This is a genomic window from Streptomyces sp. DH12 (genome assembly GCF_020873895.1).
In the GTDB taxonomy this organism is placed as follows: domain Bacteria; phylum Actinomycetota; class Actinomycetes; order Streptomycetales; family Streptomycetaceae; genus Streptomyces.
The window spans coordinates 86,448-110,447 of sequence record NZ_JAHWGT010000024.1; the positions used below are offsets into that span (position 1 = coordinate 86,448).

Sequence of the window (24,000 nt, forward strand, 5' to 3'; positions counted from 1 at the left end):
CGCCCGTCCGCCCCCCGGCCACCGCCGCCCCCCTCACCGCTGCCGCCGCCGTCACGGTCGCCGCTGGCACTGCCGGTGGGCGCCGCTGGCCGTCGGCGTCACTGCCGGTCGGCGCCGCTGCCGTCGGCGTCGCTGTCGTCGCGATCGTCGTCGTCGAAGTCGTCGTCGTCGTCGACGAGCCAGGCGTCCACGTCCGGGTCGTACGCCGCCTGCTCGCTGCTCCACGACGCCTGGACGAGCTCCACCCCGGGCACCTCGCCGACCAACTGGAAGGGCTCGACGAGGTACGCGAGCGCTTCCGCTTCGTCCTCGCGGACGGCCGCCCGGGCGTGCGCCCGCTCCTCGTCGGGCATGTACTCGTCGTCGCCGATCCGTCGCAGTGCGGCGTCGGTCAGCTCGTCCCGCTCGGTCACCTCCAGCACCAGGTCCACGCGAAGCCGTACATACCGTGAGGTCTCAGAAGAGGTCATATGACGGAGCGTAAGCCGCCCGCGGGCACGACTTTTCCGCGACCCGCTGTGTTCACTAGCATCTGCGCAACACCCAATTCTCGGTTCCGCAAGGGGATCTGAACCTGTGTCCGTCGCACGCCGACCTCTGCTGACCGCCACCGCCGCCGGGACGCTGCTCGGCGCCCTGTGGTTCGTGCCCTCGGCGAACGCCACCGTCGAGGAGCCGGGCGCCCCGGAGTCCAGCCGCCGGACGGCGAGAGACGCCACCGACGTGCGTGCCGCCGCGGCCGGCGGCACGCCGGAGGGCCGGTCCGGGGCGACCCCTCAGCAGCTGAGGCTGGCCGAGACCGGCAGCGGCGTGGACACCTCGCCGTACCTGCTCGGTGGCACGGCCTTCCTCGCCGTCGGCGTCGGCCTCGTCACGTTCGCGGTACGGCGCGGGGCGCACGCGGCGTCCTGACCGCGTGCGCCCCGGCCCCCGCGGCGCCGCCCCGCCCCGCCGGGCGGTCCCCCGCCGGGCGGGCCGCCCCGCGGGGGCTCCTCAGGCGAGCGGCCCGGTGACCTGCTCGGCCGCGGCGACGACTCCGCCGGCCCGGACGAAGGCGTCGGCAGCCTCCAGGTCGGGCGCCAGGAACCGGTCCGGGCCGGGGCCCTCGACGCCGGCGGCGCGCAGCGCGTGGATGACGGCGCGGGAGGCGGGCGCCGGGGTGAGGCCGTGGCGCAGCTCGATCGCGCGGGTCGCGGCGTACAGCTCGACGGCGAGGACGCGGTTGAGGTTGCCGATGGCGGTGCGCAGCTTGCGGGCCGCGGACCAGCCCATGGAGACGTGGTCCTCCTGCATGGCGGACGACGGGATGGAGTCGGCGGAGGCCGGGACGGCGAGCCGCTTCATCTCGCTGACCAGGGCGGCCTGCGTGTACTGCGCGATCATCAGCCCGGAGTCGACGCCCGCGTCGTCGGCGAGGAACGGCGGCAGGCCGTGGCTGCGGTTCTTGTCGAGGAGCCGGTCGGTGCGCCGCTCGGCGATGGAGCCGAGGTCGGCCGCGGCGACGGCGAGGAAGTCGAGGACGTACGCGACGGGGGCGCCGTGGAAGTTGCCGTTGGACTCGACGCGGCCGTCGGACAGGACCACGGGGTTGTCGACGGCGGCGGCGAGTTCGCGCTCGGCGACCGTCCGGGCGTGCGCCAGGGTGTCGCGGCCGGCGCCGGCGACCTGGGGGGCGCAGCGCACGGAGTAGGCGTCCTGCACGCGGGGCGCCTCGTCGGCCTGGTAGTGCCCGACGAGGCCGGAGCCGTCGAGGACGGCGAGCATGTTGGCGGCGGCCGCGCCCTGTCCGGGGTGCGGGCGGATGGCGTGCAGCTCGGGCCGCAGGACCCTGTCGGTGCCGAGCAGCGCCTCCAGGGAGAGCGCGGCGGTGACGTCGGCCGTCTTGTAGAGCGTCTCCAGGTCGGCGAGGGCCATGACGAGCATGCCGAGCATGCCGTCGGTGCCGTTGAGGAGGGCGAGCCCCTCCTTCTCGCGCAGCTCGACGGGGGTGATGCCGTGGGCGGCGAGCAGCTCGGCGGCGGGGCGCACCTCGCCGTCGGGGCCCTCGGCGTCACCCTCGCCCATGAGGGCGAGCGCGCAGTGGGACAGCGGCGCGAGGTCGCCGGAGCAGCCGAGCGAGCCGTACTCGTGGACGACCGGGGTGATGCCGGCGTTGAGGACGTCGGCCATGGTCCGGGCGACGTGCGGGCGCACGCCGGTGTGTCCGGAGGCGACGGTCTTCAGGCGCAGGAACATCAGGGCACGGACGACCTCCCGCTCGACGCGCGGGCCCATGCCGGCGGCGTGCGAGCGGACGATGTTGCGCTGCAGCCGGGCCCGCAGGTCCTGGCCGATGTGCCGCGTGGCGAGCGCCCCGAACCCGGTCGAGACGCCGTAGACCGGCTCCGGCTTGGCGGCGAGCGCGTCCACGACCTCCCGGGCGCGGGCGAGGGCGTCGAGGGCCTCCTGGGACAGCTCGACGCGGGCGTTGCCGCGGGCGACGGCGATGACGTCGGCGGCGGTGGTACCGGACGTCCCCACCACGACAGTGTGCATATCCATATTCAGCACCCTACGGACTGAATCCCAACGTGTCACTACCCTGCGGCGAGACAGCCCCTTACCCCCACCCGGCCCCGCACGGGCCACCCGCACGCCCCGACCGCGGCCCGCGCCCGCCGGCCAGGCGCCCGCCGGCCAGGCGCCCGCCGGTCAGGCGCCCGGGCGGGCGTCGCGGAAGCGGCGCCGGTCGCGGTGGCCGGCCGGCGGGGTGTCGGCGAGCCGTACGACGGAGCCGTCCCGCCCGGCGACCACGGGCTTCGGCGACCGGGCGGCCTTCGCGCGGTACTGGGCGGCGTCGGCGAGCCGGAACAGCCGCCGGGCGGACCGCACGGGCCCGATCGGGTCGCCCGTCGACGCCACCCCGCACGCCACGCCCTCCCCGAACTCCAGTTCACCCGCGCGTACGCACAGCTCGTCGGCGACGGCGACCACCTCGTCGGCCTCCGGCCCCACCGCCAGCAGGCAGAACTCGTCCCCGCCGAGCCGCGCCGCCAGCGCCCCCGGCAGCCGCGCCGAGCAGCAGGACAGCAGCGAGCCGAAGCGCTCCAGGAGGCGGTCGCCGACGGCGTGCCCGTGGGTGTCGTTGACGTGCTTGAGCCCGTTCAGGTCGCACACCACGAGACTGACCACGGCGCCGTCGGTGAGGAAGCGGTCGACCGCCTCGTCCAGGCGCGTGTCGACGGCCCTGCGGTTGGCGAGCCCGGTCAGCGGGTCGGTGAAGGCCAGCTTCCGGACCTCCTCCAGCCGTTCGGTCTGGGCGATCCCGGCGGCCACCACGGAGGCCAGCACGGTCGCGAAGTCGGCGTCGTCCCGGTCGAACGCCGGCGCCCCGACGGGTCGGGCGACGTACAGCTCGCCCCACGCCCGTCCGTGCAGCACGATCGGGGCGACCACACAGCTGCCGCGCCCGCGCCGGCGCAGCGCCGCCACCCGCCCCCAGGACCGCGGCTCCGCCCGGCCGGGCGGGCCGCCGGACCGGGCGGAGCCGGTGGCGGCGGTCGCGGCGGTGGCGGCGGTCGCGGCGGGGCCGTACGCCCCGGGCGCGGCGTCGGCGCCGTCGGCCGTCTCCACCCAGGCGTTCGGCTCGCCCCCGCCCGCCCACCGCTCGTGCAGGAACTCGGTGATCTCGGAGAACTGGTGGACGGGGTAGGTCTCGGAGTCCGGGAACTCCTCCTCGTCCGGTGCCCGCCGGCCGGCGTTCACGAGGACCTTCAGCCGGCCGAGGTCCCGCTGCCAGGTGGACAGCGCCGCGAACGTACCCCCGAGCGCGTCGCACGCGCCGAGCGCCGCGGCCCGCCAGCACTCCCGCGGTGTGTGCGCCGCCGCCATCGCCTGCGCCAGCGCCACCACGGCCTGCAGTCGGACATCCTCACCCATTCCTCAAGCTTAGGGAGGTGTCCGAACTTTTCACCCAAGGGCCCCTCTGGTTACTCCAGGTGACCCCGCTCCCCGCGGCTCCACCCCGCCCCGCCCGGCCGCCCCGGCGCGGTCGGCGGCGGTCGCCGGAGCGGCGGGGCCACCGGGGACGGCGGCCCGCTACTCCCCGGGCCACCGCGGCGGGCGCTTGTCGTTGAAGGCGGCGACGCCCTCCTTGCGGTCACCGGAGAAGGCCACGGTCCGCCACGCGGCGTCCTCCACCTCCAGACCGGCCCGCAGGTCCAGCCCCTGCCCCAGGCGCAGGGCGCGCTTGGCGGCGCGCAGCCCGACCGGCGAGTTCGCCGCGATGCGGGCCCCCAGCTCCAGCGCGGCGCCGCGCGCGTCGTCCTCCACCAGCTCGTCGACCAGGCCGAGGGCGGCGGCCTCGGCGGCGGCCACGCGGCGGGCCGTGAAGACCAGCTCGGCGGCGCGGGCGGCCCCCACGCGGCGCGGCAGCAGCTGCGTACCGCCGCCGCCCGGGATGACGCCGACGGACACCTCGGGCAGGCCGACGACCGCGGTGGCGTCGGCGACGATCAGGTCGCAGGCGAGCGCCAGCTCGAAGCCGCCGCCCAGCGCGAAGCCGCGCACGGCGGCGACGGTCGGCATCGGCAGCTCCAGCACGCCCGTGTAGGCGGCGCGCGCGGTGGGCCGCTGGCGCAGCAGCTCGGCGTCGGTGAAGGAGTTGCGCTCCTTGAGGTCGGCGCCGACGCAGAAGGCCCGGTCGTGGGTGGAGGTCAGCACGGTGACGCGTACCGACGGGTCGGCGGCGAGCGCGTCGCAGGCGGCGCCGATGGAGCGGGCCATGGCGGTGGAGACGGCGTTCATGGCCTGCGGCCGGTCGAGGACCAGCTCGGCGGTGAAGCCGTGCCGCCGCACGGCGACGAACTCGCCGTACCGCTCCTCCCCCGCGGCCCCCGCGGTCGCTTGCCCCGCCCCGGCTCCGGTCCGGTCCTCGGTCTGCTGCTGCTCGGACATGTGGCGCCCACCCTCCCGGTTAACGAGCGTTATCGCGTCTCACCGGGGATCTTAGGCTCCCGCCGGGACAGCAGCCAGGGCTCGATGACCCCGAGCCCGCGGACCGGGCGCTGCCACATCGGCTGGAGGGCGAAGCGGTACGGGTCCGGGGCCCGGCCCTCCTTCTCCGCGCGGGCCGCCTCCTCCGCCGCCTGCGCCTCCGACTCGGGCGCCTCGCCCGTGCGGGCCAGCTCCTCCGCGAAGGCCCCGTCGACGAGGACGGCGTCCTTCGGCGCTATCGACGTCAGCCGGCTGGCGAGGTTCACCGTGGTGCCGAAGACGTCGCCCATGCGGGTGGTGACCGTGCCGAAGGCGATGCCGACGCGGAGGGCGGGCATGGTGTCGTCGCCCCGCAGCGTCTCGATGAGCCGCAGGGAGATCTCCGCGGCGGTCCCGGCGTCGTCGGCGGCGAAGAGGACCTCGTCGCCGAGGGTCTTGATCAGCCGGCCGCCGTGCGCGGCGACGAGGTCGGCGCAGGTGGTCTCGAACGCCTCGACCAGCTCCCCGAGCTCCTCCTCCTCCAGCCGGCGCGTCAGCCGGGTGAAGCCGACGAGGTCGGCGAAGCCCACGGCGAGCCGCCGGTCGACCATCTCGTCGTCGTCACCCGCCTGGACGACCCGGCCGGTCGCCGCGGCGAGCTGCCGCCGCCACACGTACACCAGGAACTCCTGGAGCTCCGGCAGCAGCAGCTCCACCAGCGGGTACGTGACCTCGGTGCGGGTCATCCCCGGCTCGGGCGGCTCGGTCAGCCCCTCCAGGAAGGAGTCGATCTGCCACTCCGCGAGCCGCGCCGTGGTCTGCCCCGTCGACCGGGCCACCTGCACGGCCATGGGTTCGCTGAGCAGCCCGGCCTCGACCAGGCCGGCGAGCCGCCGCAGGGCCAGGACGTCCGCCTCGGTCAGCGCCTTGGCCTGCCCGATGTCGGCGAAGCCCATCGCCCGCCAGAAGCGGGAGGCCAGGTCCATGGAGACCCCGGCCGTGCGGGCCGCCTGGAAGGGCGTGTAGCGCCGCTCGGCGCCGAGGATCAACTGCTCCAGGCGGATGGCCAGGGGGTTGTCGGTCGGCTCCGCCGTGTGGTCGACGACATGGTGGGGGGTGGGGTGTTCCGCTCCGCCCGCGTTCGCGTCGTCGACGGTCACCGGCCGCCTCCTGCCCGATCCGTACGCACTGCCCTGCCTGCCGTTCTCTCGCTGACCCGCCGCGTCGACGCCCTCGTCGACCGCCTCGGCGAACCCGGTCGGCGAATCGCCTCAACGATACGGCAGGTGTGCCCTGGCTCACGTCCGCACGGGCTCGCGCGTTCAGTCGGCCGGGCGCAGGTGGACGACGTCGCCCGCCCCGACCGCCTCCCGGGCGCCGTCGGCGGTGGCCACGACGAGCCGCCCGTCCCCGTCGACGGCGACGGCCTCGCCGGTCAGCGACCGGTCGCCGGGCAGCTCCGCCCGGACGGCCCTGCCGAGCGTCGCGCAGCCGGCCGCGTAGGCGGCCTGGAGGCCGCTCGCCGATGGGTCGCCGCCGGCCGCGGTCCACCGGCGGTACCACTCCTCCACGGAGCGGAGCACGGCCCGCAGCAGGGGGTCGCGGTCGGTGCAGACGGCGTCGGCCAGCGCCAGCGACCCGGCGGTGGGCACGGGCAGCTCGTCGGCGCGGAGGGTGACGTTGAGGCCGATGCCGACCACGACGCCGTGGTCGCCGGCGCGCTCGGCGAGGATGCCCCCGGCCTTGCGCTCCTGCCCGCCGACCCTCACGAGCAGGTCGTTGGGCCACTTCAGGGCCGTGTCGATGCCGGCCGCCCGCGCGAGCCCGGTGGCGACCGCGACGCCGGTGAGGAGCGGCAGCCAGGCGAGCCGCCCGACCGGCACGTCCGGCGCGAGGAGAACGGAGAGGAAGAGCCCCGAGCGGGCCGGCGCCGACCAGGCGCGGTCGAGCCGGCCGCGGCCCGCGGTCTGCTCCTCGGCGACCAGGACGGCGCCCTCCGCCAGCCCGGCGGCGCGGGCGACCAGGTCGGTGTTGGTGGAGCCGGTGGCGGGCACCACGTCCAGGGAGGTCCACAGCGCTCCCGGGCGGACCAGGGCCCGGCGCAGCGCGGGGGCGTTCAGCGGGGGCCGTTCGAGGTCGCTCCAGCGGCCGGCGGAACCGGTGACTGGACCAAGTGGAGGCGTCATGCAACCCAGCCTAGGTGTGGCAAAGACCGCACTGCCGAAGGGCATCCCCGCCGATACGCTACGGGCCAGTAGCCACCGTACCCGTGACCACACGTGACCAGGCAGGGAGCCGCATCCCGATGTCCGAGCGTCAAGAGACCGACATGCACACGACCGCGGGGAAGCTCGCGGATCTGCAGCGCCGAATCGAGGAGGCGACGCACGCGGGTTCCGAGCGTGCCGTCGAGAAGCAGCACGCGAAGGGCAAGCTGACGGCCCGCGAGCGGATCGCCCTCCTCCTGGACGAGGACTCCTTCGTCGAGCTGGACGAGTTCGCCCGGCACCGCTCCACCAACTTCGGGCTGGAGCGCAACCGCCCCTACGGCGACGGCGTGGTGACCGGGTACGGCACGGTCGACGGCCGTCCGGTGGCGGTGTTCTCGCAGGACTTCACCGTGTTCGGCGGGGCGCTCGGCGAGACCTTCGGCCAGAAGATCATCAAGGTGATGGACTTCGCGCTGAAGACCGGCTGCCCCGTCATCGGCATCAACGACTCCGGCGGCGCCCGCATCCAGGAGGGCGTCAGCGCGCTCGGCATGTACGGCGAGATCTTCCGCCGCAACACCCACGCCTCGGGGGTGATCCCGCAGATCAGCCTGGTGGTGGGCCCGTGCGCGGGCGGCGCCGTGTACTCCCCCGCGATCACCGACTTCACGGTCATGGTGGACCGCACGTCGCACATGTTCATCACCGGGCCCGACGTCATCAAGACGGTGACCGGCGAGGACGTGGGCTTCGAGGAGCTGGGCGGCGCGCGGACGCACAACACGACGTCGGGCGTGGCCCACCACATGGCGGCGGACGAGAAGGACGCCATCGAGTACGTCAAGTCGCTGCTGTCGTACCTGCCGTCGAACAACCTCTCCGAGCCGCCCGCCTTCCCGGAGGAGGCGGGCCTGGAGGTGACGGACGAGGACCGCGAGCTCGACACGCTCGTCCCCGACTCGGCGAACCAGCCCTACGACATCCACACGGTGATCGAGCACGTCGTGGACGACGGCGAGTTCCTGGAGGTGCAGGGGCTGTTCGCGCCGAACATCGTCACGGGCTTCGGCCGCGTCGAGGGCTTCCCGGTCGGCGTGGTCGCCAACCAGCCGATGCAGTTCGCCGGCTGCCTGGACATCAACGCCAGCGAGAAGGCCGCGCGCTTCGTCCGCACCTGCGACGCGTTCAACATCCCCGTCCTGACCTTCGTCGACGTCCCCGGCTTCCTGCCGGGCGTGGACCAGGAGTACGGCGGCATCATCCGGCGCGGCGCCAAGCTGATCTACGCGTACGCCGAGGCGACCGTCCCGCTGATCACCGTGATCACGCGCAAGGCGTTCGGCGGCGCGTACGACGTCATGGGCTCCAAGCACCTCGGCGCGGACCTCAACCTGGCCTGGCCGACCGCGCAGATCGCGGTGATGGGCGCCCAGGGCGCGGTGAACATCCTGCACCGCCGGGCCATCGCGGAGGCCCCGGAGGACGAGCGGGAGGCGCTGCGCGCACGGCTGATCCAGGAGTACGAGGACACGCTGCTCAACCCGTACACGGCGGCGGAGCGGGGGTACGTCGACGGGGTGGTCATGCCGTCGGAGACCCGCACGCAGATCGTCAAGGGGCTGCGTCAGCTGCGTACGAAGCGGGAAAGCCTGCCTCCGAAGAAGCACGGCAACATCCCGCTGTAGACCCCCGTGGACGCCTGTGGAGGAGCTTCGATGATCAAGGTCGTACGGGGCAACCCGACCCCCGAGGAGCTGGCCGCCGCCCTCGCGGTGGTGCGGGCCCGCGCCGCCGCCGCGGCGGCCGCCGGGACCGGTGACGCGCCGCGCGCGCCGGAGGCGTGGTCCGCGCCCGCCCGCATCGCCCGGACGGCGACGCCGGCGCCGGGCCCGCGCTCCTGGACGCGCACCTACTGGCCGGCGTAGCGGCGCCGGGAGCACGGCGGAAGGCGCCCCCGGGCCGGTGCGGAACCGGCCCGGGGGCGCCTCGCGTGTGGCCCTCGGATCAGAACTTGCCGGAGCCGTAGAAGGTCGCCTCCTGGCACAGGACGGGGCCGACCAGGCACAGGGCGTTGGCGTACTTGCGGGTGTAGACGTTGGTGACCTTGCCGCCGTTGTAGATGTAGACGTGGTGGTTGGGCATCAGGCGGTGCTTGCCGCTGATGATGGAGTAGTTGCCGCTGGTGGTCAGGTGCATGGAGAAGGCACCGTCGATGGCCCCGAACTTGCAGAACGGGTTGGAGGCGTGCGTGACCATGCGCACGTCCACGTAGTTGGAGCCCGAGCCCAGCTTCTTGGCGTAGGTGTTCTTGCCGGAGGCGGTCTTGGTGGCGACGAGCTTGCCGGTCTTCTTGTTGTAGACGTGCGTGGCGCTGATGCTCTTGTTACCGGTGACCGACTTCTTGCTCCAGTCGATCGTGCCGTGCACGGCCGTGCGGTACTTCGAGGACTTCCAGTCGAAGCCGGAGCGGTTGTCGCCGGCGAACTGGTAGCCCTTGCCGTAGTCGCAGCCGGCGGCGGGCGCGTCGATCCGCTTCTGCGGGATGAACGCCACCCAGCTGACGGTGGTGGTCTTGGCGGCCGCCGCCGCGGTGGCCTGCGCGGTCGCCTGGGCGCGCATCGCGCCGACCGCGCTCTCGCCCTTGCCCACCGCCGGGACGGTGACCCGCATGCTCCACATGCGGGCGCCCGGCGCGGTGGCGCCGTCGGCCAGCACGGGAGCTACGTCGTAGCGGTAGGTGGCGCCCGGGGTGAGCGCCGTGTCGCGGAAGGCGCCGGCGCCCGGCGCGGTGGTGGCGACGGCACGGCCGTCGCGCTTGACGGTGTAGCGGGCGTCGCCGGCGTACGGCTTCCAGGACACGTCGACGAACTCGGGGGCCGCGGCGGTGGTGATGCCCTGGTCGGCCATGGAGGTGTCCACGACGGCCGTCTGACCCGAGGCGGCCCGCAGGACGCTGAACCCGTGGGTCCTCATCGCGCGGCCCTGCGGGGTCGTGGCGGCGACGCCGGAGACGTCGGCGAACCGCTGCTGGTCGATGCCGGAGAGGGAGAACGCCGCGGTCCCGCCGGCCGGCGCCGGGTGGGGGGCCGCGGTGGCGGTGTGGCCCACCAGGAGCGCCGGAGCGATCGCCACGGCTATGACTCGGCTGGTCGTGCGCATGCGTCCCATCGTGTGGAGCACCTTCCGTCGGTGTGTCATGTGCGCAACGACACTAGGGACCCGAGGAGTTGGCCGACATTGTCTCTTCGGGCAGTGCCCGGTGAGGCAGTACGCCCCCGCATCCACCGGCCGGGCGCGGGGGCCGCGGCCCGGATCCACCCCTGCCGCCCCGGTGTCGGCGCGGGCGGCTAGGTTGGGATCCGTCCGCCGCACACCCAGGGCACGGGGCTCTGCTGGGAGCAGCGGCGACAGGAAGGACCCGCCATGACCAAGCGGTCCGACACGGGGAACACGGCCTGCGCCTACCGGCGCGCCGGGACCGACCCGGTGCACGGGATCTGGGGCCTGAAGCGGCTGACGGAGCGGGAGAGGGAGGTCCTGCTCCTGCTGGGCACCGGCCTCGGCAACCGCGAGCTGGCCCGGGAGCTGGGCATCGCGGAGCGCACGGTGAAGGCGCACGTGGCGCGGATCGTGGAGAAGCTCGGGCAGCAGACGCGGCTCCAGGCCGCGGTGCTGTCGGTGCTCGCCCACGACGCGCTCTGCGCCGACCCGCACTGCGCGCGCCGCCACGCCACCCCGCCGGCGGCGCTGCTCCGCCCGTCCGCCGCCTGACGGGACGTCGGGGGCGAGCCGCGTCTGGTCCGTTGGCACGCCCCCGCTTGAGTACGCGTACTCAGGCGGGGGCGGGCCGGGGCGCGCAGGATCGAAGGATGCTCTGGTCCGACCCCGACGACGAACCGCCCGAGGAGATGCGGGCCATGCAGGCCATGCTCCGCCGGGCCGGCGTCCTCCTCGCCCTCGCGATGGTCGTGGCGATGTTCGCCGCGGGACTGCGCTGAGGGTGCCTACGATGGCGGCATGACTGCTCAGCGCCGCCGCCTCGTGCTCGCCTCCGCGTCCCCCGCCCGCCTCGGACTGCTGCGTCAGGCCGGTATGGCGCCGGAGGTGATCGTCAGCGGCTTCGACGAGAGCAAGGTGACGGCACCGACCCCCGCCGAACTGGCCCTGGCGCTCGCCGAGGCGAAGGCGTCCCTGGTGGCGGCCCGCCCGGAGGCGTCGGGCGCGCTCGTCGTCGGCTGCGACTCGGTGCTCGAACTGGACGGCCGGGCGCTCGGCAAGCCCGCCGACGCCGAGGAGGCCGTCGCCCGCTGGAAGGCCATGCGCGGCCGTGTCGGGGTGCTCCAGACGGGCCACTGCGTCCACGACACGGCGGCCAAGCGGTACGCGTCGGCGACGGCGTCGACGGTGGTGCGCTTCGGCGAGCCGACGGACGAGGAGATCGCCGCCTACGTGGCGAGCGGCGAACCGCTGAACGTGGCGGGGGCGTTCACGCTGGACGGCCGCTCGGCGCCCTTCATCGACGGCGTGGACGGCAACCCCGGCAACGTCATCGGCCTCTCCCTGCCCCTGCTGCGCCGCCTCCTGGCCGAGCTGGGCGTCTCCGTCACCGACCTCTGGTCGTAGCCGCGCGGCCCGCCGGGACGGAGCGCGCGCCGCCGCGGGAGATGCGTACGGCCCTCAGACGGGCTGGGCGTCCTCCTCCCGCCCGGCGGGGCCGCCGCCCCCCGCCACGGGCACGACGGGTGCGTACGCCACCAGCGTGAGCACCACCAGCCCCATCACCGCCATCATCCAGGCGAAGGCGCCCCACCCCACGAGGCCGACGACGACGGCGCCCAGGACGGCGTGGGTGAGGGCGCAGGTGACGAGGAGGACGCGGGCCCACCGGCCGGGCGGCACGCCCCGGACGGCGACGCGCAGCAGCACGGCGCCGCACAGGGCGAGGTAGCCCCCGAGGACGCCGCCCATCACCCAGGTACCGGCGATCACCGCGTCCGGGTCGAGGCCGGCCAGGGACATCCGCTGGCCCCCCAGGACGGTCGCGAGGACGCCGTGCAGCAGGACGGCGCCGACCGCCTCGGCGAGGAGCACGACGGCCGCCGCGAGGGCGATCGGTCTGCGGGTCACACGGGTACCCCCTGCCTGTTACCAGCAGTACGGAAGACACCGCGCAGGCTACTCACGAGTAAACCCTTGGGCAAGGGTCGGGACGCACCGGCAAAGAATCATTCGCCCATTCGTAGGGACTCCACAAAGAATCGGGACGCCCCGCTGGCCCACAGCACAGAGACCTTGGCCACACCGCGGGGCTACTGTGCAGAGAGGAAACCCTGCGTAGCTGGGCCGGACAAGGGGTTTCGGGGTCTGAGCGAACCCCGTATCACGCTCCGTGTGGGCAACCTCACGACTGGGGAACAGTCGAAACGTCGTGTCGGCAGTCCCTAAACTCAGCGTGTTTTGGGAATGGAGGGAGCCATCGTGCGCAAGGTGCTCATCGCCAACCGTGGCGAAATCGCTGTCCGTGTCGCCCGTGCCTGCCGGGACGCCGGGATCGCAAGCGTAGCCGTCTACGCGGATCCGGACCGGGACGCCCTGCACGTCCGTGCGGCGGACGAGGCGTTCGCCCTGGGCGGTGACACCCCGGCGGCCAGCTATCTGGACATCGCCAAGGTGCTCCAGGCGGCCGAGGACTCGGGGGCGGACGCCGTCCACCCGGGTTACGGCTTCCTGTCGGAGAACGCCGAGTTCGCCCAGGCCGTCATCGACGCCGGTCTCATCTGGATCGGCCCGCCGCCGCAGGCCATCCGCGACCTCGGCGACAAGGTGGCGGCCCGTCACATCGCCCAGCGCGCCGGCGCGCCCCTGGTGGCCGGTACGCCCGACCCGGTGTCCGGCGCGGACGAGGTCGTCGCCTTCGCCCGGGAGAACGGCCTGCCGATCGCGATCAAGGCGGCGTTCGGCGGAGGCGGCCGCGGCCTGAAGGTGGCCCGCACCCTGGAGGAGGTCCCCGAGCTGTACGACTCGGCGGTCCGCGAGGCCGTCGCGGCGTTCGGCCGGGGCGAGTGCTTCGTCGAGCGGTACCTGGACCAGCCGCGGCACGTGGAGACGCAGTGCCTGGCGGACCAGCACGGCAACGTCGTCGTCGTGTCGACGCGCGACTGCTCCCTCCAGCGCCGCCACCAGAAGCTGGTCGAGGAGGCCCCCGCGCCGTTCCTGTCCGACGAGCAGAACGCGCAGCTGTACCGGGCGTCGAAGGCCATCCTCAAGGAGGCCGGGTACGTCGGGGCCGGCACGGTCGAGTTCCTCGTCGGCAACGACGGCACGATCTCCTTCCTGGAGGTCAACACCCGCCTCCAGGTCGAGCACCCGGTGACCGAGGAGGTCACCGGCATCGACCTGGTCCGCGAGATGTTCCGCATCGCCGACGGCGAGGAGCTGGGCTACGACGACCCGCCGGTGCGCGGCCACTCGTTCGAGTTCCGCATCAACGGCGAGGACCCGGGCCGGAACTTCCTGCCCGCCCCCGGCACCGTCACGCGGTTCTCGCCGCCGTCCGGCCCGGGCGTCCGGCTGGACGCGGGCGTGGAGTCGGGCAGCGTCATCGGCCCGGCCTGGGACTCCCTCCTCGCCAAGCTCGTGGTGACGGGTGCGACGCGCCGGCAGGCGCTGGAGCGGGCGCGGCGCGCGCTGGCCGAGTTCCACGTGGAGGGCATGGCCACGGCCATCCCGTTCCACCGCGCGGTCGTCGCCGATCCGGCCTTCGCGCCGGAAGAGGGCCCGTTCACGGTGCACACGCGCTGGATCGAGACCCAGTTCGTCAACGAGATCCCGCCCTTCACCGCCCCGGCCGACGCCGAGGCGGAGGAGGAGGAGAGCACCGGTCGCGAGACGGTCGTCGTCGAGGTGGGCGGCAAGCGCCTTGAGGTGTCGCTGCCGTCGTCGCTCGGCATGAGCCTGGCCCGTACGGGCCTGGCGGCGGGCGCGAAGCCCAAGCGCCGCGCCAAGCGGAAGTCCGCTTCGGCCGCGTCCGGCGACACCCTCGCCTCCCCGATGCAGGGCACCATCGTGAAGGTGGCCGTCGAGGAGGGCCAGGAGGTCAAGGAGGGCGACCTGATCGTCGTCCTGGAGGCCATGAAGATGGAGCAGCCGCTGAACGCGCACCGCGCGGGCACGGTGAAGGGCCTGTCGGCGGAGGTCGGCGCGTCCGTCACCTCGGGCGCCCCGATCTGCGAGATCAAGGACTGACCTCCCGCCGTCCGCGGTGACACTCGGGTGAGGGCCCGCCGGTCTGACCGGCGGGCCCTCACGCGTGGGCGCGATGGCATCCTGGAGGGACGAGGAAGGACCCGGGATGACGACGACCAGGCCGATGCGCGCCGACGCCCGCCGCAACCACGAGCGGCTGCTGGACGTGGCGCGCGCGGCGTTCGCGGAGCACGGCACGGACGCGGCGCTGGAGGACATCGCGCGGCGGGCGGGCGTCGGCATCGGCACCCTGTACCGCCACTTCCCGAACCGCCACGCCCTGATGAACGCGGTGTTCCAGGACGCCGTGACGGCGCTGCTGGCCCGCTCGCGCGAGCTGGCGGAGGCCGAGGAGCCGTGTACGGCGCTGGTGGCGTGGCTGCGCGCGATCGTCACGCACGCGGGCGAGTACCGGGGGCTGGCGCGGGCGCTGCTGGCGGTGTCCTCCGACCCCGGCTCGGCCCTGTCCCAGTGCAGCGTGCCGCTGCGGGAGGCGGGCGAGCGCCTCCTGGTACGGGCGCAGCGGGCGGGCGCGGTGCGCGGGGACGTCTCGATCGGCGACCTGATGCAGCTGACGAACGCCATCGCCCTGGCGGCGGAGCAGGCCCCGGCGGACCCGGCCCTGGCGGACCGCCTCCTGACCCTGACGCTGCGCGGCCTGAAGCCCTGACCGGTCGCGCCCGGCTCGACGCCCCTGACCCGCGGCTCCGTCTCGCCGACCGGCGCACTGCGCCGTCCCCGTGCGCGCCCCGGTGCGGGCGGGGTCAGCGGCGGCGCAGGTCCGCGACGCGGGGCTGGCGGTCCTGGGGGCTGTCGCCCGACAGCGGGGCGCTGCGCAGCTGCGGGCCGGGGGGGCGGCTGCCGCGCTGGCCCGGGAGGGGCACGTCCCGCCGGGGCTGGCGCCCCCGCGGGGCGGCCTCGGCGCCCGCGGTGGCGGGTCCCGAGCCGGCGACGGTGATCTGGACGCCCTGGTCGGCGAGGGCCTGGAGCTCCATCGCGGCCCGGTCGTCGTGGCCGGGCGGCTCGTCCGTGACCAGGCGGGTGATGACGTCCGTCGGCACGGTCTGGAACATCGTGTCCGTGCCGAGCTTGGTGTGGTCGGCGAGGACGACGACCTCGGCGGCCGCCTGGACCAGCGCCCGGTCGACGCTCGCCGAGAGCATGTTGGAGGTGGACAGGCCGCGCTCGGCGGTGAGCCCGGAGCCCGACAGGAAGGCCCGCGACACCCGCAGCCCCTGGAGGGACTGCTCCGCGCCGCTGCCGACCAGGGCGTAGTTGGAGCCGCGCAGCGTGCCGCCGGTCATGACGACCTCGACGCGGTTGGCGTGCGCCAGGGCCTGGGCGACCAGCAGCGAGTTGGTCACGACGGTCAGCCCCGGGACGCGGGCGAGGCGGCGGGCCAGCTCCTGCGTCGTCGTACCGGCTCCGACGACGATCGCCTCGCCCTCCTGGACGAGGCCCGCGGCGACGTCGGCGATCGCCGTCTTCTCCGCGGTCGCGAGGTGGGATTTCTGCGGGAAGCCGGACTCACGCGTGAAACCGCCCGGCAGCACCGCACCGCCGTGCCGGCGGTCGAGGAGTCCTTCGGCCTCGAGCGCGCGCACGTCCCGCCGTACGGTCACTTCGGAGGTCTGGACGACGCGGGCGAGCTCCCGGAGCGAGACCGCCCCGTTGGCACGCACCATTTCAAGGATCAACTGGCGACGTTCTGCAGCGAACACGAAACTGACAGTAACCCCAGCGCCCGAGAGTTTGCAGCCGTATGCACCGAATCCGAGAAGTTGCGAACAGACGGGGCCGCCGAGTGCTATGGGCGGTCCCGTCCGTGTGCGCTCACTGACCGTTCGGTGTCCCGACTTGCCGGGGGTTGCCGGGGGTTGTCCCCCGGCTCACGCCTCCGCGGTCGTCTTCCGGGTCTGCAACTGTCGTGCCACTTCCGCGATCGACCCCGACAGCGACGGGTACACGGTGAACGCGTTCGCGATCTGCTCGACCGTCAGGTTGTTGTCCACCGCGATCGAGATGGGGTGGATCAGCTCGCTGGCCCGCGGCGCGACGACGCAGCCGCCGACGACGATGCCGGTGCCCGGGCGGCAGAAGATCTTCACGAAGCCGTCCCGGATGCCCTGCATCTTGGCGCGCGGGTTGCGCAGCAGCGGCAGCTTGACCGCCCGGGCGTCGATCTTGCCCGCGTCGACGTCGGCCTGGGTGTAGCCGACCGTGGCGATCTCGGGGTCGGTGAAGACGTTCGAGGAGACGGTCTTCAGGTCCAGCGGTGCGACCGTCTCGCCGAGGAAGTGGTACATCGCGATGCGGCCCTGGTGGGCGGCGACCGACGCGAGGGCGAACACGCCGGTGACGTCACCGGCCGCGTACACGCCGGGCGCCGACGTGCGGGACACCTTGTCGGTCCAGATGTGCCCCGACTCGCGGAGCCGGACGCCCGCCTCCTCCAGGCCCATGCCGACCGTGTTCGGGATGGCGCCGACCGCCATGAGGCAGTGCGTGCCGGAGATGACCCGCCCGTCGGAGAGGGTGACCTCCACCCGGTCGCCGACCCGCTTGGCGGACTGGGCGCGCGAGCGGGCCATGACGTTCATGCCGCGGCGCCGGAACACGTCCTCCAGGACCGCCGCCGCGTCCGGGTCCTCACCGGGCAGCACCCGGTCGCGGGACGACACGAGCGTGACGCGCGAGCCGAGCGCCTGGTACGCCCCGGCGAACTCGGCGCCGGTCACGCCGGAGCCGACCACGATCAGCTCCTCGGGCAGCTCGTCCAGGTCGTAGACCTGCGTCCAGTTGAGGATGCGCTCGCCGTCGGGCTGGGCGTCGGGGATCTCCCGCGGGTGGCCGCCGGTCGCGATCAGCACGGCGTCGGCGGTGAGGGTCTCCTCCGTGCCGTCGGCGGCCGTGACGACCACGCGGCGCGAGCCGTCGAGGTCCTGCGCCCCGTCCAGGCGGCCGCGGCCGCGCATCACGCGGGCACCCGCACGGGTGACGGAGGCGGTGATGTCGTGCGACTGGGCCAGGGCGAGCCGCTTCACCCGGCGGTTGACCTTGCCGAGGTCGACGCCGACGACCCGGGCCGCCATCTCCTTGTGCGGGGTGTCGTCCGCGACGATGATCCCCAGCTCCTCGTAGGACGAGTCGAAGGTCGTCATGACCTCGGCCGTCGCGATGAGCGTCTTGGAAGGGACGCAGTCCGTCAGGACGGACGCTCCGCCGAGGCCGTCGCAGTCGACGACGGTCACCTCCGCGCCGAGCTGGGCGCCCACCAGGGCCGCCTCGTATCCGCCGGGTCCGCCACCGATGATCACGATCCGGGTCACTGGGGTCACGCCTCGCGCTCTCGTCACGTCGACCCCGCGCTCGGGTCGGGCCGGGGGTCGGGGTCGTCCTCATGGGAAGGGGAGTACGTACGTCATTGTCCCGCACTGTTCGATCCGGCTTCATTCTCCCGCACCGGGCGGCCCCGCTCAGCCCCGGGGCCACCTTCGGCGCACGCCGGGACCGCGCCCACCCCCACCCCTCCCGTACCCTCGATCCCATGTCGCTCTACGCCGCGTACGCCGGCAACCTCGACGCGCGGCTGATGACCCGCCGCGCCCCGCACTCCCCGCTGCGCGGCACGGGCTGGCTGAACGGCTGGCGGCTGACCTTCGGCGGCGAGCAGATGGGGTGGGAGGGGGCGCTCGCCACCATCGTGGAGGCGCCGCGCTCGCAGGTGTTCGTCGCCCTCTACGACATCGCCCCGATGGACGAGGACTCGATGGACCGCTGGGAGGGCGTCGGGCTGGACATCTACCGGCGCATGCGCCTGCGGGTGCACACCCTCGACGGCGAGGAGCCCGCGTGGGTGTACGTCCTCAACGGGTACGAGGGCGGGCTGCCCTCCGCCCGCTACCTGGGGGAGATCGCCGACGCCGCCGAGTCCGCGGGCGCGCCCCACGACTACGTCATGGAACTGCGCAAACGCCCCTGCTGACCGGGCGACCGGCCGGTTCGTCGGAAGCGACAAGACAACGAAACGAACACCGTAGGCCCTGTCATCTACGCGCGTAGGCCCAGACGGGTTACCCTCGTCCGCGTGAACGCATCTGTTACCCCGGACCACCGCCAGGACGACCCCCACGCCGCCGCCGAGGCCGCCGCCGCGCGCCTGCGCGAGCTGACGGGTGCCGAGACCCACGACGTCGCCCTCGTGATGGGCTCCGGCTGGGCCCCGGCCGCCGACGCGCTCGGCGCCCCCGAGGCCGAGTACCCGGTCACCGAGTTGCCGGGCTTCCCCCCGCCGGCCGTCGAGGGCCACGGCGGCAAGATCCGCTCGTACCGCATCGGTGACAAGCGCGCCCTGGTCTTCCTGGGCCGCACGCACTTCTACGAGGGCCGCGGCGTCGCCTCCGTCGCCCACGGCGTGCGCACCGCCGTCGCGGCCGGCTGCAAGACCGTCGTCCTGACCAACGGCTGCGGCGGCCTGCGCGAGGGCATGCGCCCCGGCCAGCCGGTGCTGATCAGCGACCACCTGAACCTCACCGCGGCCTCCCCGATCGTCGGCGCGAACTTCGTCGACCTCACCGACCTGTACTCGCCCCGCCTGCGCGCCCTGTGCAAGGAGGTGGACCCCTCCCTGGAGGAGGGCGTCTACGTCCAGTTCCCCGGCCCGCACTACGAGACCCCGGCCGAGATCAACATGGTCCGCGTGCTCGGCGGCGACCTGGTCGGCATGTCCACCGTCCTGGAGGCCATCGCGGCCCGCGAGGCGGGCGCCGAGGTCCTCGGCATCTCCCTCGTCACCAACCTGGCCGCGGGCCTTTCGGGTGAGCCGCTGAACCACGAGGAGGTCCTCCAGGCCGGCCGCGACTCGGCCGCGCGGATGGGCGAGCTGCTCACCCGCGTCCTGGAGCGCATCTGACCCCGCCCCCGGGGGCCGGGGCCCGGCACACCCCCTGAGGTGCGGCCCCGGCCGCGACGGAAGGGGTCTGCGCCCGGCCGGCACCGGGTAACGGATCCACACCCCCGACGACGCGACGCGACGCGTACGACTTCAGCAGAGAGGCAGACCCCGTGCAGCAGAACCTGCGGCCCGACCAGCCGGACCTCATCGCGCAGGCCGAGGCGTGGCTGGCCGAGGACCCGGACGCCGAGACCCGCGACGAACTCGCGCGGCTCCTCGCCGACCGCGACCTGGACGAGCTCGCCGGCCGTTTCGCCGGCACGCTGCAGTTCGGTACGGCCGGGCTGCGCGGAGAGCTGGGCGCGGGCCCCATGCGGATGAACCGCTCGGTGGTCATCCGCGCCGCCGCGGGCCTGGCCGCCTACCTGAAGGACCATGGGCAGGCCGGCGGACTCGTCGTCATCGGCTACGACGCCCGGTACAAGTCCGCCGACTTCGCCCGCGACACGGCCGCCGTGATGGTCGGCGCGGGGCTGCGCGCCGCGCTCCTGCCGCGCCCCCTGCCGACGCCGGTCCTCGCGTACGCCATAAGGCACCTGGGCGCCGTCGCCGGCGTCGAGGTGACCGCCAGCCACAACCCGCCGCGCGACAACGGCTACAAGGTGTACCTGGGCGACGGCTCGCAGATCGTGCCCCCGGCCGACGCCGAGATCGCGGCCCGCATCGCCGCCGTGGCCTCGCTGGCCGACGTGGAGCGCGCGGAGGACGGCTGGGACGTCCTCGGCGACGAGGTGCTGGACGCGTACCTGGAGCGCACCGACAAGGTCCTCACCCCGGGCACCTCCCGCTCGGCGCGGGTGGTCTACACGGCCATGCACGGCGTGGGCAAGGACGTCCTCCTGGCGGCGTTCGCCCGCGCCGGCTTCCCCGCGCCGGTGCTGGTCGAGGCGCAGGCGGAGCCCGACCCGGCGTTCCCGACGGTCGCCTTCCCCAACCCGGAGGAGCCGGGCGCCATGGACCTGGCGTTCGCCACGGCCCGCGAGGCGGCCCCGGACCTGGTCATCGCCAACGACCCGGACGCCGACCGCTGCGCCGTGGCCGTACCGGACGCCTCCGCGGCGGGCGGCTGGCGGATGCTGCGCGGCGACGAGGTGGGCGCGCTGCTCGCGGCGCACCTGGTCGGCAAGGGCGCGAAGGGCGTGTTCGCGGAGTCGATCGTGTCGTCGTCGCTGCTGGGCCGGATCGCCGCCGCGGCGGGCGTGGGCCACGAGGAGACCCTGACGGGCTTCAAGTGGATCGCCCGCGTGGAGGGCCTGCGGTACGGCTACGAGGAGGCGCTCGGCTACTGCGTCGACCCCGAGGGCGTCCGCGACAAGGACGGCATCACCGCGGCGCTGGCCGTCACGGAGCTGGCGTCGGAGCTGAAGGACCGCGGCCGGACCCTCACCGACCTGCTGGACGAGCTGGCCGTCGCGCACGGCCTGCACGCCACCGACCAGCTGTCGGTCCGCGTCCAGGACCTGACCGTGATCGCCGACGCGATGCGCCGCCTGCGCCAGGCCCCGCCGACGTCGCTGGCCGGACTGACCGTCGCGCGCGCCGAGGACCTCACCCACGGCACGGCGGCGCTGCCGCCCACCGACGGGCTGCGGTACTACCTGGAAGGCGAGTACCGGGCCCGGGTCATCGTCCGCCCGAGCGGCACCGAGCCGAAGCTGAAGTGCTACCTGGAGGTCGTCGTCCCCGTGGCGGACGCCGCGGCCCTCCCGGAGGCCCGCACCCGGGCGACCGGCGTCCTGGACGCGGTCAAGCAGGACCTCGCGGCCGCCGCCGGCATCTGACGGCCCGCGCCCCGGCGGCCCCGCCGCTCCCCCGGGAGCGCCGGGGCCGCCGCCGTACGCCCCGCCGCGGCGGAGCCCCTAACCGGCGGGCCTGGCGACCACGTGCACGTTGAAGACGTGCGTCCCCAGACCACCGGCGATGCCCATGAAGAGCAGCGCGAAGTGCTCCTGCCCCCGCGCGGTGGTGATGCCGCCGATGTCCAGCTGGGACGAGGGGGGCCAGCCGAGGTCCGTGAGCAGCCGCCCGGTGGTCCGCTTGGCTTCGGCGTCGTCGCCGGAGAGGAAGACCGTGGTGGGTCCGGAGAGGTCGTCGGGGGCGGTCATCACGGTGGAGTCCATGGTGCACAGCGTCTTGACGACGGGCGTCGCGGGGAAGGCCGCCTGGATCTGCTCCGCGAGGCTGCTGTTCGGGTGGGAGAGCTCGGAGTAGTCGTCGGAGAGGCCGACCCCGACGTCGATCAGCAGGGTCCCGGCCAGGGCCTCGGCCCCGAGCGAGCGGAGCAGTACCAGGGACACGGTCCCCGGGGTGGCGTTGACGAGCACCTCCGCGTGGGCGGCCGTCTCGTCCAGGCCCGCCACGGGCAGACCGAGGTCGGCCCGGTCCCGGGGCCGGCGGGAACCGAGGAGGACGTCGTGCCCTGCGGCGCTCCAGCCCTGGGCCAGTGCGCGGGCGACATTGCCGGTACCGAGTAGTCCTATACGCATGGCAGCGACGCTAGCCGCCACCGCCGGGGCGGCGGATCGGACCGCGGCCCCGACGGGCCGGCACCAAAGTCCTGGTCCCGTGGCCGCCCGTCCTCCTACCGCAGCCCGAGCAGCACGGCCAGGGCGACGAACCCGACGGCGGCGGGGACGATCACCTCGTACGCCCACCGCACCCGCGGCTCGCCCTTCGCGGAGGGCCGCACCGCGTTCTGCTCGGCCAGCTGCCGCAGCTCGCTGAGGGTGCTCTCGGCGCCGACCAGCACCTTGCCGCCGCTGCGCACGGCCAGCTTCCGCTGCCGCATCGAGACGGGCACGGCCCACAGCTGGTACTTGCCGCCGTCGCGCGTGACGACCTCCGTCGAGTACGTCGCCCGCAGCGCCTCGACGGCCGCCCAGGGCACGTCGACCGTACGGAACGGGTTGCGCACCAGCATCCGGTCGTCGTTCGCGTACACGGCGGGCCGGAAGGTGAACGCCACCACGACCGGCACCCCGGCCACCAGCGCCGCGAGCGCGACCCAGCGCGTCATCCCCTCGCCCCGCACCAGGGCGTCGCCACCCATCCACAGCCCGATGCCGAGCAGCAGCACACCGCCCACCATGGCCAGCGGCGACCGGAAGACACGCTCCGCGTAGGTGGGCGCCGAAGGTGTACCCGGCGTGCCGGGCTGCTCAGGGCTCGTCATGCGCCCGATTCTGCCTCACACCCCCCACGGACCCCAGGCACCGGGTCGCCCCTACGGCATCGTCGAGGACGACGGGGCGGCCGGATCCCGCAGCCCCTCCTCCATCAACCGGGCCGCCGTCTCGACGAGCTTCCCGAGGGTGCCGTCGACGCTCCCGCGCTCGCTCCCGCGCGGGGCGAGGGCCGTGACCTCCAGCAGGAGGTTCCCGTCACACATGATCAACTCACGCCCCGGCATCCCCTTCTCCTCGACGTTCCGCCAGTACGCCGCACCGTCCACGGCGACGGGGTCGAGCTTCTGGGCGCTCGCCAGGTTCTCCTTGACCCGCTTCCTGTGGCAGGCGGGACCGACCCGTTCGTACACGTCGGCGCGCGCGGACAGGAGCCAGAGCCCACCTCCCCGCGCGGGCGTGCCGATCGTCTCGTGGCAGGAGGACTGCCGGTAGGTCACCGACCCGTCGTCTTGCGAGGCGTCCTCCCGCGGCTCCGTCCGCACGGAGTCCGTACCGGCACGGAACGTCATGCCGTCCACCAGCGGCTTCCGCTCAAGCAGCGCGCAGGGGGCAGGGCTCATGACGTGCATGCGGGTGGAGGGCTCGACGTCCGCCCCCTTGTCCCCACCGCCACCGCCACCGGAGCACCCCGCCACCACGGACAACAGCAACCCCATCCCCACGACACTTGGCCCGGCTCGCCCCATCGTCCTCCCCCTCCGCCCACGCCACGCGCCGACCGGCGCCCTCGAACGCCATGTTCATCATGCCGGTCGGCCACCGGTTCGGTCAGGGAATCGGCGAGGGGGTCAGCCCTCCGACGCGTACGCCACGAACCCGCTCCAGACATCCGGGGCAACGGCCAACCGAGGCCCGTCGACGTCCTTGGAGTCGCGCACGTGGACGGCACCGGGCGCCATGGCGACCTCGACGCAGTCGGCATCGTTCCCACTGCTGCTGTAGCTGCTCTTGAACCACTCCAGCGAGGAGTCGCCCTCGGCAGACTTACGGATCATGTTTCTCCCAGCACTTGCTCCATGAAGGCCAGTGGCTCCCGTGGGGTGAGAGCCCGGGCCCGGATCATGCCATAGCGAAGCTCCAGGATCCTGAGGTGCTTCGGGGCCGTCACTGCGCGGCCGTTGAATGCTCCCTCGGACCGCCGCACTGCCCGCCCGTCTCCGAATTTCAACACCTCGATCCCACCGTCCAACCCCGGATGCGCCTCCACGCTCGTCGCATGACCTGGAGCGAGACGTAACGCAAGGCGCCGACTTCCAGCAGGCGTTGGAGCTGCTGCCGCCATTCCGGGGCCGACGCGGACTGCTGGTCGTGGAGGGACTGGCCGCCCCGGCCCGGCCGACTGAGGTCCGCACCCGCCGACGGCGGTCGGAGGGGCCGTGGCGGGTCGCCCCCGCAGGGGTCGGCGGCGCCACCGGGGTGACTTCTCCCGCACCCGAGGCCGCCGACCCCGAGG

At 74.1% G+C, this 24,000-nt stretch carries 26 protein-coding genes and 1 pseudogene; 12 read left to right on the forward strand and 15 right to left on the reverse strand.

What is annotated here, in order from left to right:
- Positions 1-98 precede the first annotated feature (98 nt).
- Positions 99-470 carry a hypothetical protein gene (locus LPA54_RS22170; protein ID WP_228980494.1) on the reverse strand — a complete coding sequence of 124 codons (372 nt, stop codon included), beginning with the start codon at positions 468-470 and terminating at the stop codon, positions 99-101.
- Positions 471-576: 106 nt separating this feature from the next.
- Here LPA54_RS22170 and LPA54_RS22175 point away from each other — a divergent pair, with 106 nt between their 5' ends.
- Positions 577-912 carry a hypothetical protein gene (locus tag LPA54_RS22175; RefSeq protein WP_228980496.1) on the forward strand — a complete coding sequence of 112 codons (336 nt, stop codon included), beginning with the start codon at positions 577-579 and terminating at the stop codon, positions 910-912.
- A gap of 81 nt (positions 913-993) precedes the next feature.
- On the opposite strand, the gene hutH is transcribed toward LPA54_RS22175, so the two are convergent.
- The 5 genes from hutH to LPA54_RS22200 form a co-directional block, all read right to left on the reverse strand.
- On the reverse strand, positions 994-2,535 hold the full coding sequence (gene hutH / locus LPA54_RS22180; protein WP_228980544.1) for a histidine ammonia-lyase: 1,542 nt from the start codon (positions 2,533-2,535) through the stop codon (positions 994-996).
- 156 nt (positions 2,536-2,691) lie between these two features.
- The gene (locus tag LPA54_RS22185; RefSeq protein ID WP_228980500.1) at positions 2,692-3,918 is read right to left on the reverse strand and encodes a sensor domain-containing diguanylate cyclase; all 1,227 of its coding nucleotides are present in this window, start codon (positions 3,916-3,918) and stop codon (positions 2,692-2,694) included.
- 159 nt (positions 3,919-4,077) lie between these two features.
- Complete coding sequence (locus LPA54_RS22190; protein WP_228980502.1) at positions 4,078-4,935, reverse strand: enoyl-CoA hydratase/isomerase family protein; 858 nt, start codon at positions 4,933-4,935, stop codon at positions 4,078-4,080.
- A 29-nt stretch (positions 4,936-4,964) separates the two neighbouring features.
- Positions 4,965-6,113, reverse strand: a complete 1,149-nt coding sequence (locus tag LPA54_RS22195) for an adenylate/guanylate cyclase domain-containing protein (protein ID WP_228980504.1) — start codon at positions 6,111-6,113, stop codon at positions 4,965-4,967.
- Positions 6,114-6,275: 162 nt separating this feature from the next.
- Positions 6,276-7,139: a biotin--[acetyl-CoA-carboxylase] ligase gene (locus LPA54_RS22200; protein ID WP_228980505.1), complete on the reverse strand. Its 864-nt coding sequence runs from the start codon at positions 7,137-7,139 to the stop codon at positions 6,276-6,278.
- A gap of 119 nt (positions 7,140-7,258) precedes the next feature.
- On the opposite strand from LPA54_RS22200, the gene LPA54_RS22205 reads away from it, so the two are divergent.
- Both LPA54_RS22205 and LPA54_RS22210 read left to right on the forward strand, forming a co-directional pair.
- Complete coding sequence (locus tag LPA54_RS22205; RefSeq protein ID WP_228980508.1) at positions 7,259-8,848, forward strand: acyl-CoA carboxylase subunit beta; 1,590 nt, start codon at positions 7,259-7,261, stop codon at positions 8,846-8,848.
- A 30-nt stretch (positions 8,849-8,878) separates the two neighbouring features.
- Positions 8,879-9,088 carry an acyl-CoA carboxylase epsilon subunit gene (locus tag LPA54_RS22210; protein ID WP_228980510.1) on the forward strand — a complete coding sequence of 70 codons (210 nt, stop codon included), beginning with the start codon at positions 8,879-8,881 and terminating at the stop codon, positions 9,086-9,088.
- Positions 9,089-9,167: 79 nt separating this feature from the next.
- On the opposite strand, the gene LPA54_RS22215 is transcribed toward LPA54_RS22210, so the two are convergent.
- Positions 9,168-10,322 carry a hypothetical protein gene (locus tag LPA54_RS22215; protein ID WP_228980512.1) on the reverse strand — a complete coding sequence of 385 codons (1,155 nt, stop codon included), beginning with the start codon at positions 10,320-10,322 and terminating at the stop codon, positions 9,168-9,170.
- A 264-nt stretch (positions 10,323-10,586) separates the two neighbouring features.
- Here LPA54_RS22215 and LPA54_RS22220 point away from each other — a divergent pair, with 264 nt between their 5' ends.
- The 3 genes from LPA54_RS22220 (at position 10,587) to LPA54_RS22225 (ending at position 11,786) form a co-directional block, all read left to right on the forward strand.
- Complete coding sequence (locus LPA54_RS22220; RefSeq protein ID WP_228980513.1) at positions 10,587-10,934, forward strand: helix-turn-helix transcriptional regulator; 348 nt, start codon at positions 10,587-10,589, stop codon at positions 10,932-10,934.
- Positions 10,935-11,032: 98 nt separating this feature from the next.
- Entirely contained in the window at positions 11,033-11,161 is a 129-nt protein-coding gene (gene mmpB / locus LPA54_RS42410) for a morphogenic membrane protein MmpB (protein ID WP_257375451.1), read from the forward strand.
- A gap of 19 nt (positions 11,162-11,180) precedes the next feature.
- Positions 11,181-11,786 (forward strand): nucleoside triphosphate pyrophosphatase, encoded by a 606-nt coding sequence (locus LPA54_RS22225; RefSeq protein WP_228980516.1) that lies wholly within the window; start codon positions 11,181-11,183, stop codon positions 11,784-11,786.
- A 54-nt stretch (positions 11,787-11,840) separates the two neighbouring features.
- On the opposite strand, the gene LPA54_RS22230 is transcribed toward LPA54_RS22225, so the two are convergent.
- Complete coding sequence (locus tag LPA54_RS22230) at positions 11,841-12,290, reverse strand: hypothetical protein (RefSeq protein ID WP_228980519.1); 450 nt, start codon at positions 12,288-12,290, stop codon at positions 11,841-11,843.
- A gap of 351 nt (positions 12,291-12,641) precedes the next feature.
- Here LPA54_RS22230 and LPA54_RS22235 point away from each other — a divergent pair, with 351 nt between their 5' ends.
- Both LPA54_RS22235 and LPA54_RS22240 read left to right on the forward strand, forming a co-directional pair.
- Entirely contained in the window at positions 12,642-14,408 is a 1,767-nt protein-coding gene (locus tag LPA54_RS22235) for a biotin carboxylase N-terminal domain-containing protein (protein WP_228980520.1), read from the forward strand.
- 106 nt (positions 14,409-14,514) lie between these two features.
- Positions 14,515-15,078, forward strand: a complete 564-nt coding sequence (locus tag LPA54_RS22240; protein ID WP_228980522.1) for a TetR/AcrR family transcriptional regulator — start codon at positions 14,515-14,517, stop codon at positions 15,076-15,078.
- A 94-nt stretch (positions 15,079-15,172) separates the two neighbouring features.
- Here the strand turns inward: LPA54_RS22240 and LPA54_RS22245 are convergent, their stop codons facing one another.
- Both LPA54_RS22245 and LPA54_RS22250 read right to left on the reverse strand, forming a co-directional pair.
- Positions 15,173-16,129: a DeoR/GlpR family DNA-binding transcription regulator gene (locus LPA54_RS22245; protein ID WP_308112884.1), complete on the reverse strand. Its 957-nt coding sequence runs from the start codon at positions 16,127-16,129 to the stop codon at positions 15,173-15,175.
- Positions 16,130-16,297: 168 nt separating this feature from the next.
- Complete coding sequence (locus LPA54_RS22250) at positions 16,298-17,737, reverse strand: NAD(P)H-quinone dehydrogenase (protein ID WP_228980548.1); 1,440 nt, start codon at positions 17,735-17,737, stop codon at positions 16,298-16,300.
- A gap of 218 nt (positions 17,738-17,955) precedes the next feature.
- On the opposite strand from LPA54_RS22250, the gene LPA54_RS22255 reads away from it, so the two are divergent.
- The 3 genes from LPA54_RS22255 (at position 17,956) to LPA54_RS22265 (ending at position 21,143) form a co-directional block, all read left to right on the forward strand.
- Positions 17,956-18,393, forward strand: a complete 438-nt coding sequence (locus LPA54_RS22255) for a gamma-glutamylcyclotransferase (protein ID WP_058941468.1) — start codon at positions 17,956-17,958, stop codon at positions 18,391-18,393.
- Positions 18,394-18,495: 102 nt separating this feature from the next.
- Complete coding sequence (locus LPA54_RS22260; RefSeq protein WP_228980523.1) at positions 18,496-19,320, forward strand: purine-nucleoside phosphorylase; 825 nt, start codon at positions 18,496-18,498, stop codon at positions 19,318-19,320.
- A gap of 164 nt (positions 19,321-19,484) precedes the next feature.
- The gene (locus tag LPA54_RS22265; protein WP_228980550.1) at positions 19,485-21,143 is read left to right on the forward strand and encodes a phospho-sugar mutase; all 1,659 of its coding nucleotides are present in this window, start codon (positions 19,485-19,487) and stop codon (positions 21,141-21,143) included.
- A 78-nt stretch (positions 21,144-21,221) separates the two neighbouring features.
- On the opposite strand, the gene LPA54_RS42910 is transcribed toward LPA54_RS22265, so the two are convergent.
- From LPA54_RS42910 to LPA54_RS22290, 5 genes and pseudogenes are all read right to left on the reverse strand, one after another.
- Complete coding sequence (locus LPA54_RS42910; protein WP_308112885.1) at positions 21,222-21,869, reverse strand: NAD(P)-binding domain-containing protein; 648 nt, start codon at positions 21,867-21,869, stop codon at positions 21,222-21,224.
- Between the two features lie 74 nt (positions 21,870-21,943).
- Positions 21,944-22,534 carry a PH domain-containing protein gene (locus LPA54_RS42915; RefSeq protein ID WP_228980527.1) on the reverse strand — a complete coding sequence of 197 codons (591 nt, stop codon included), beginning with the start codon at positions 22,532-22,534 and terminating at the stop codon, positions 21,944-21,946.
- A gap of 51 nt (positions 22,535-22,585) precedes the next feature.
- On the reverse strand, positions 22,586-23,203 hold the full coding sequence (locus LPA54_RS22280; RefSeq protein ID WP_228980529.1) for a hypothetical protein: 618 nt from the start codon (positions 23,201-23,203) through the stop codon (positions 22,586-22,588).
- Between the two features lie 132 nt (positions 23,204-23,335).
- Positions 23,336-23,542 (reverse strand): DUF397 domain-containing protein, encoded by a 207-nt coding sequence (locus tag LPA54_RS22285; RefSeq protein WP_228980531.1) that lies wholly within the window; start codon positions 23,540-23,542, stop codon positions 23,336-23,338.
- Positions 23,539-23,828: pseudogene (locus LPA54_RS22290) on the reverse strand (Scr1 family TA system antitoxin-like transcriptional regulator); the annotation flags it as partial. The gene LPA54_RS22285 and the pseudogene LPA54_RS22290, both read right to left, overlap by 4 nt.
- On the opposite strand from LPA54_RS22290, the gene LPA54_RS22295 reads away from it, so the two are divergent.
- Positions 23,811-24,000: hypothetical protein (locus LPA54_RS22295; RefSeq protein WP_228980552.1), on the forward strand; the 190-nt coding region annotated here is incomplete at its 3' end. The pseudogene LPA54_RS22290 and the gene LPA54_RS22295 sit on opposite strands and share 18 nt — an antisense overlap.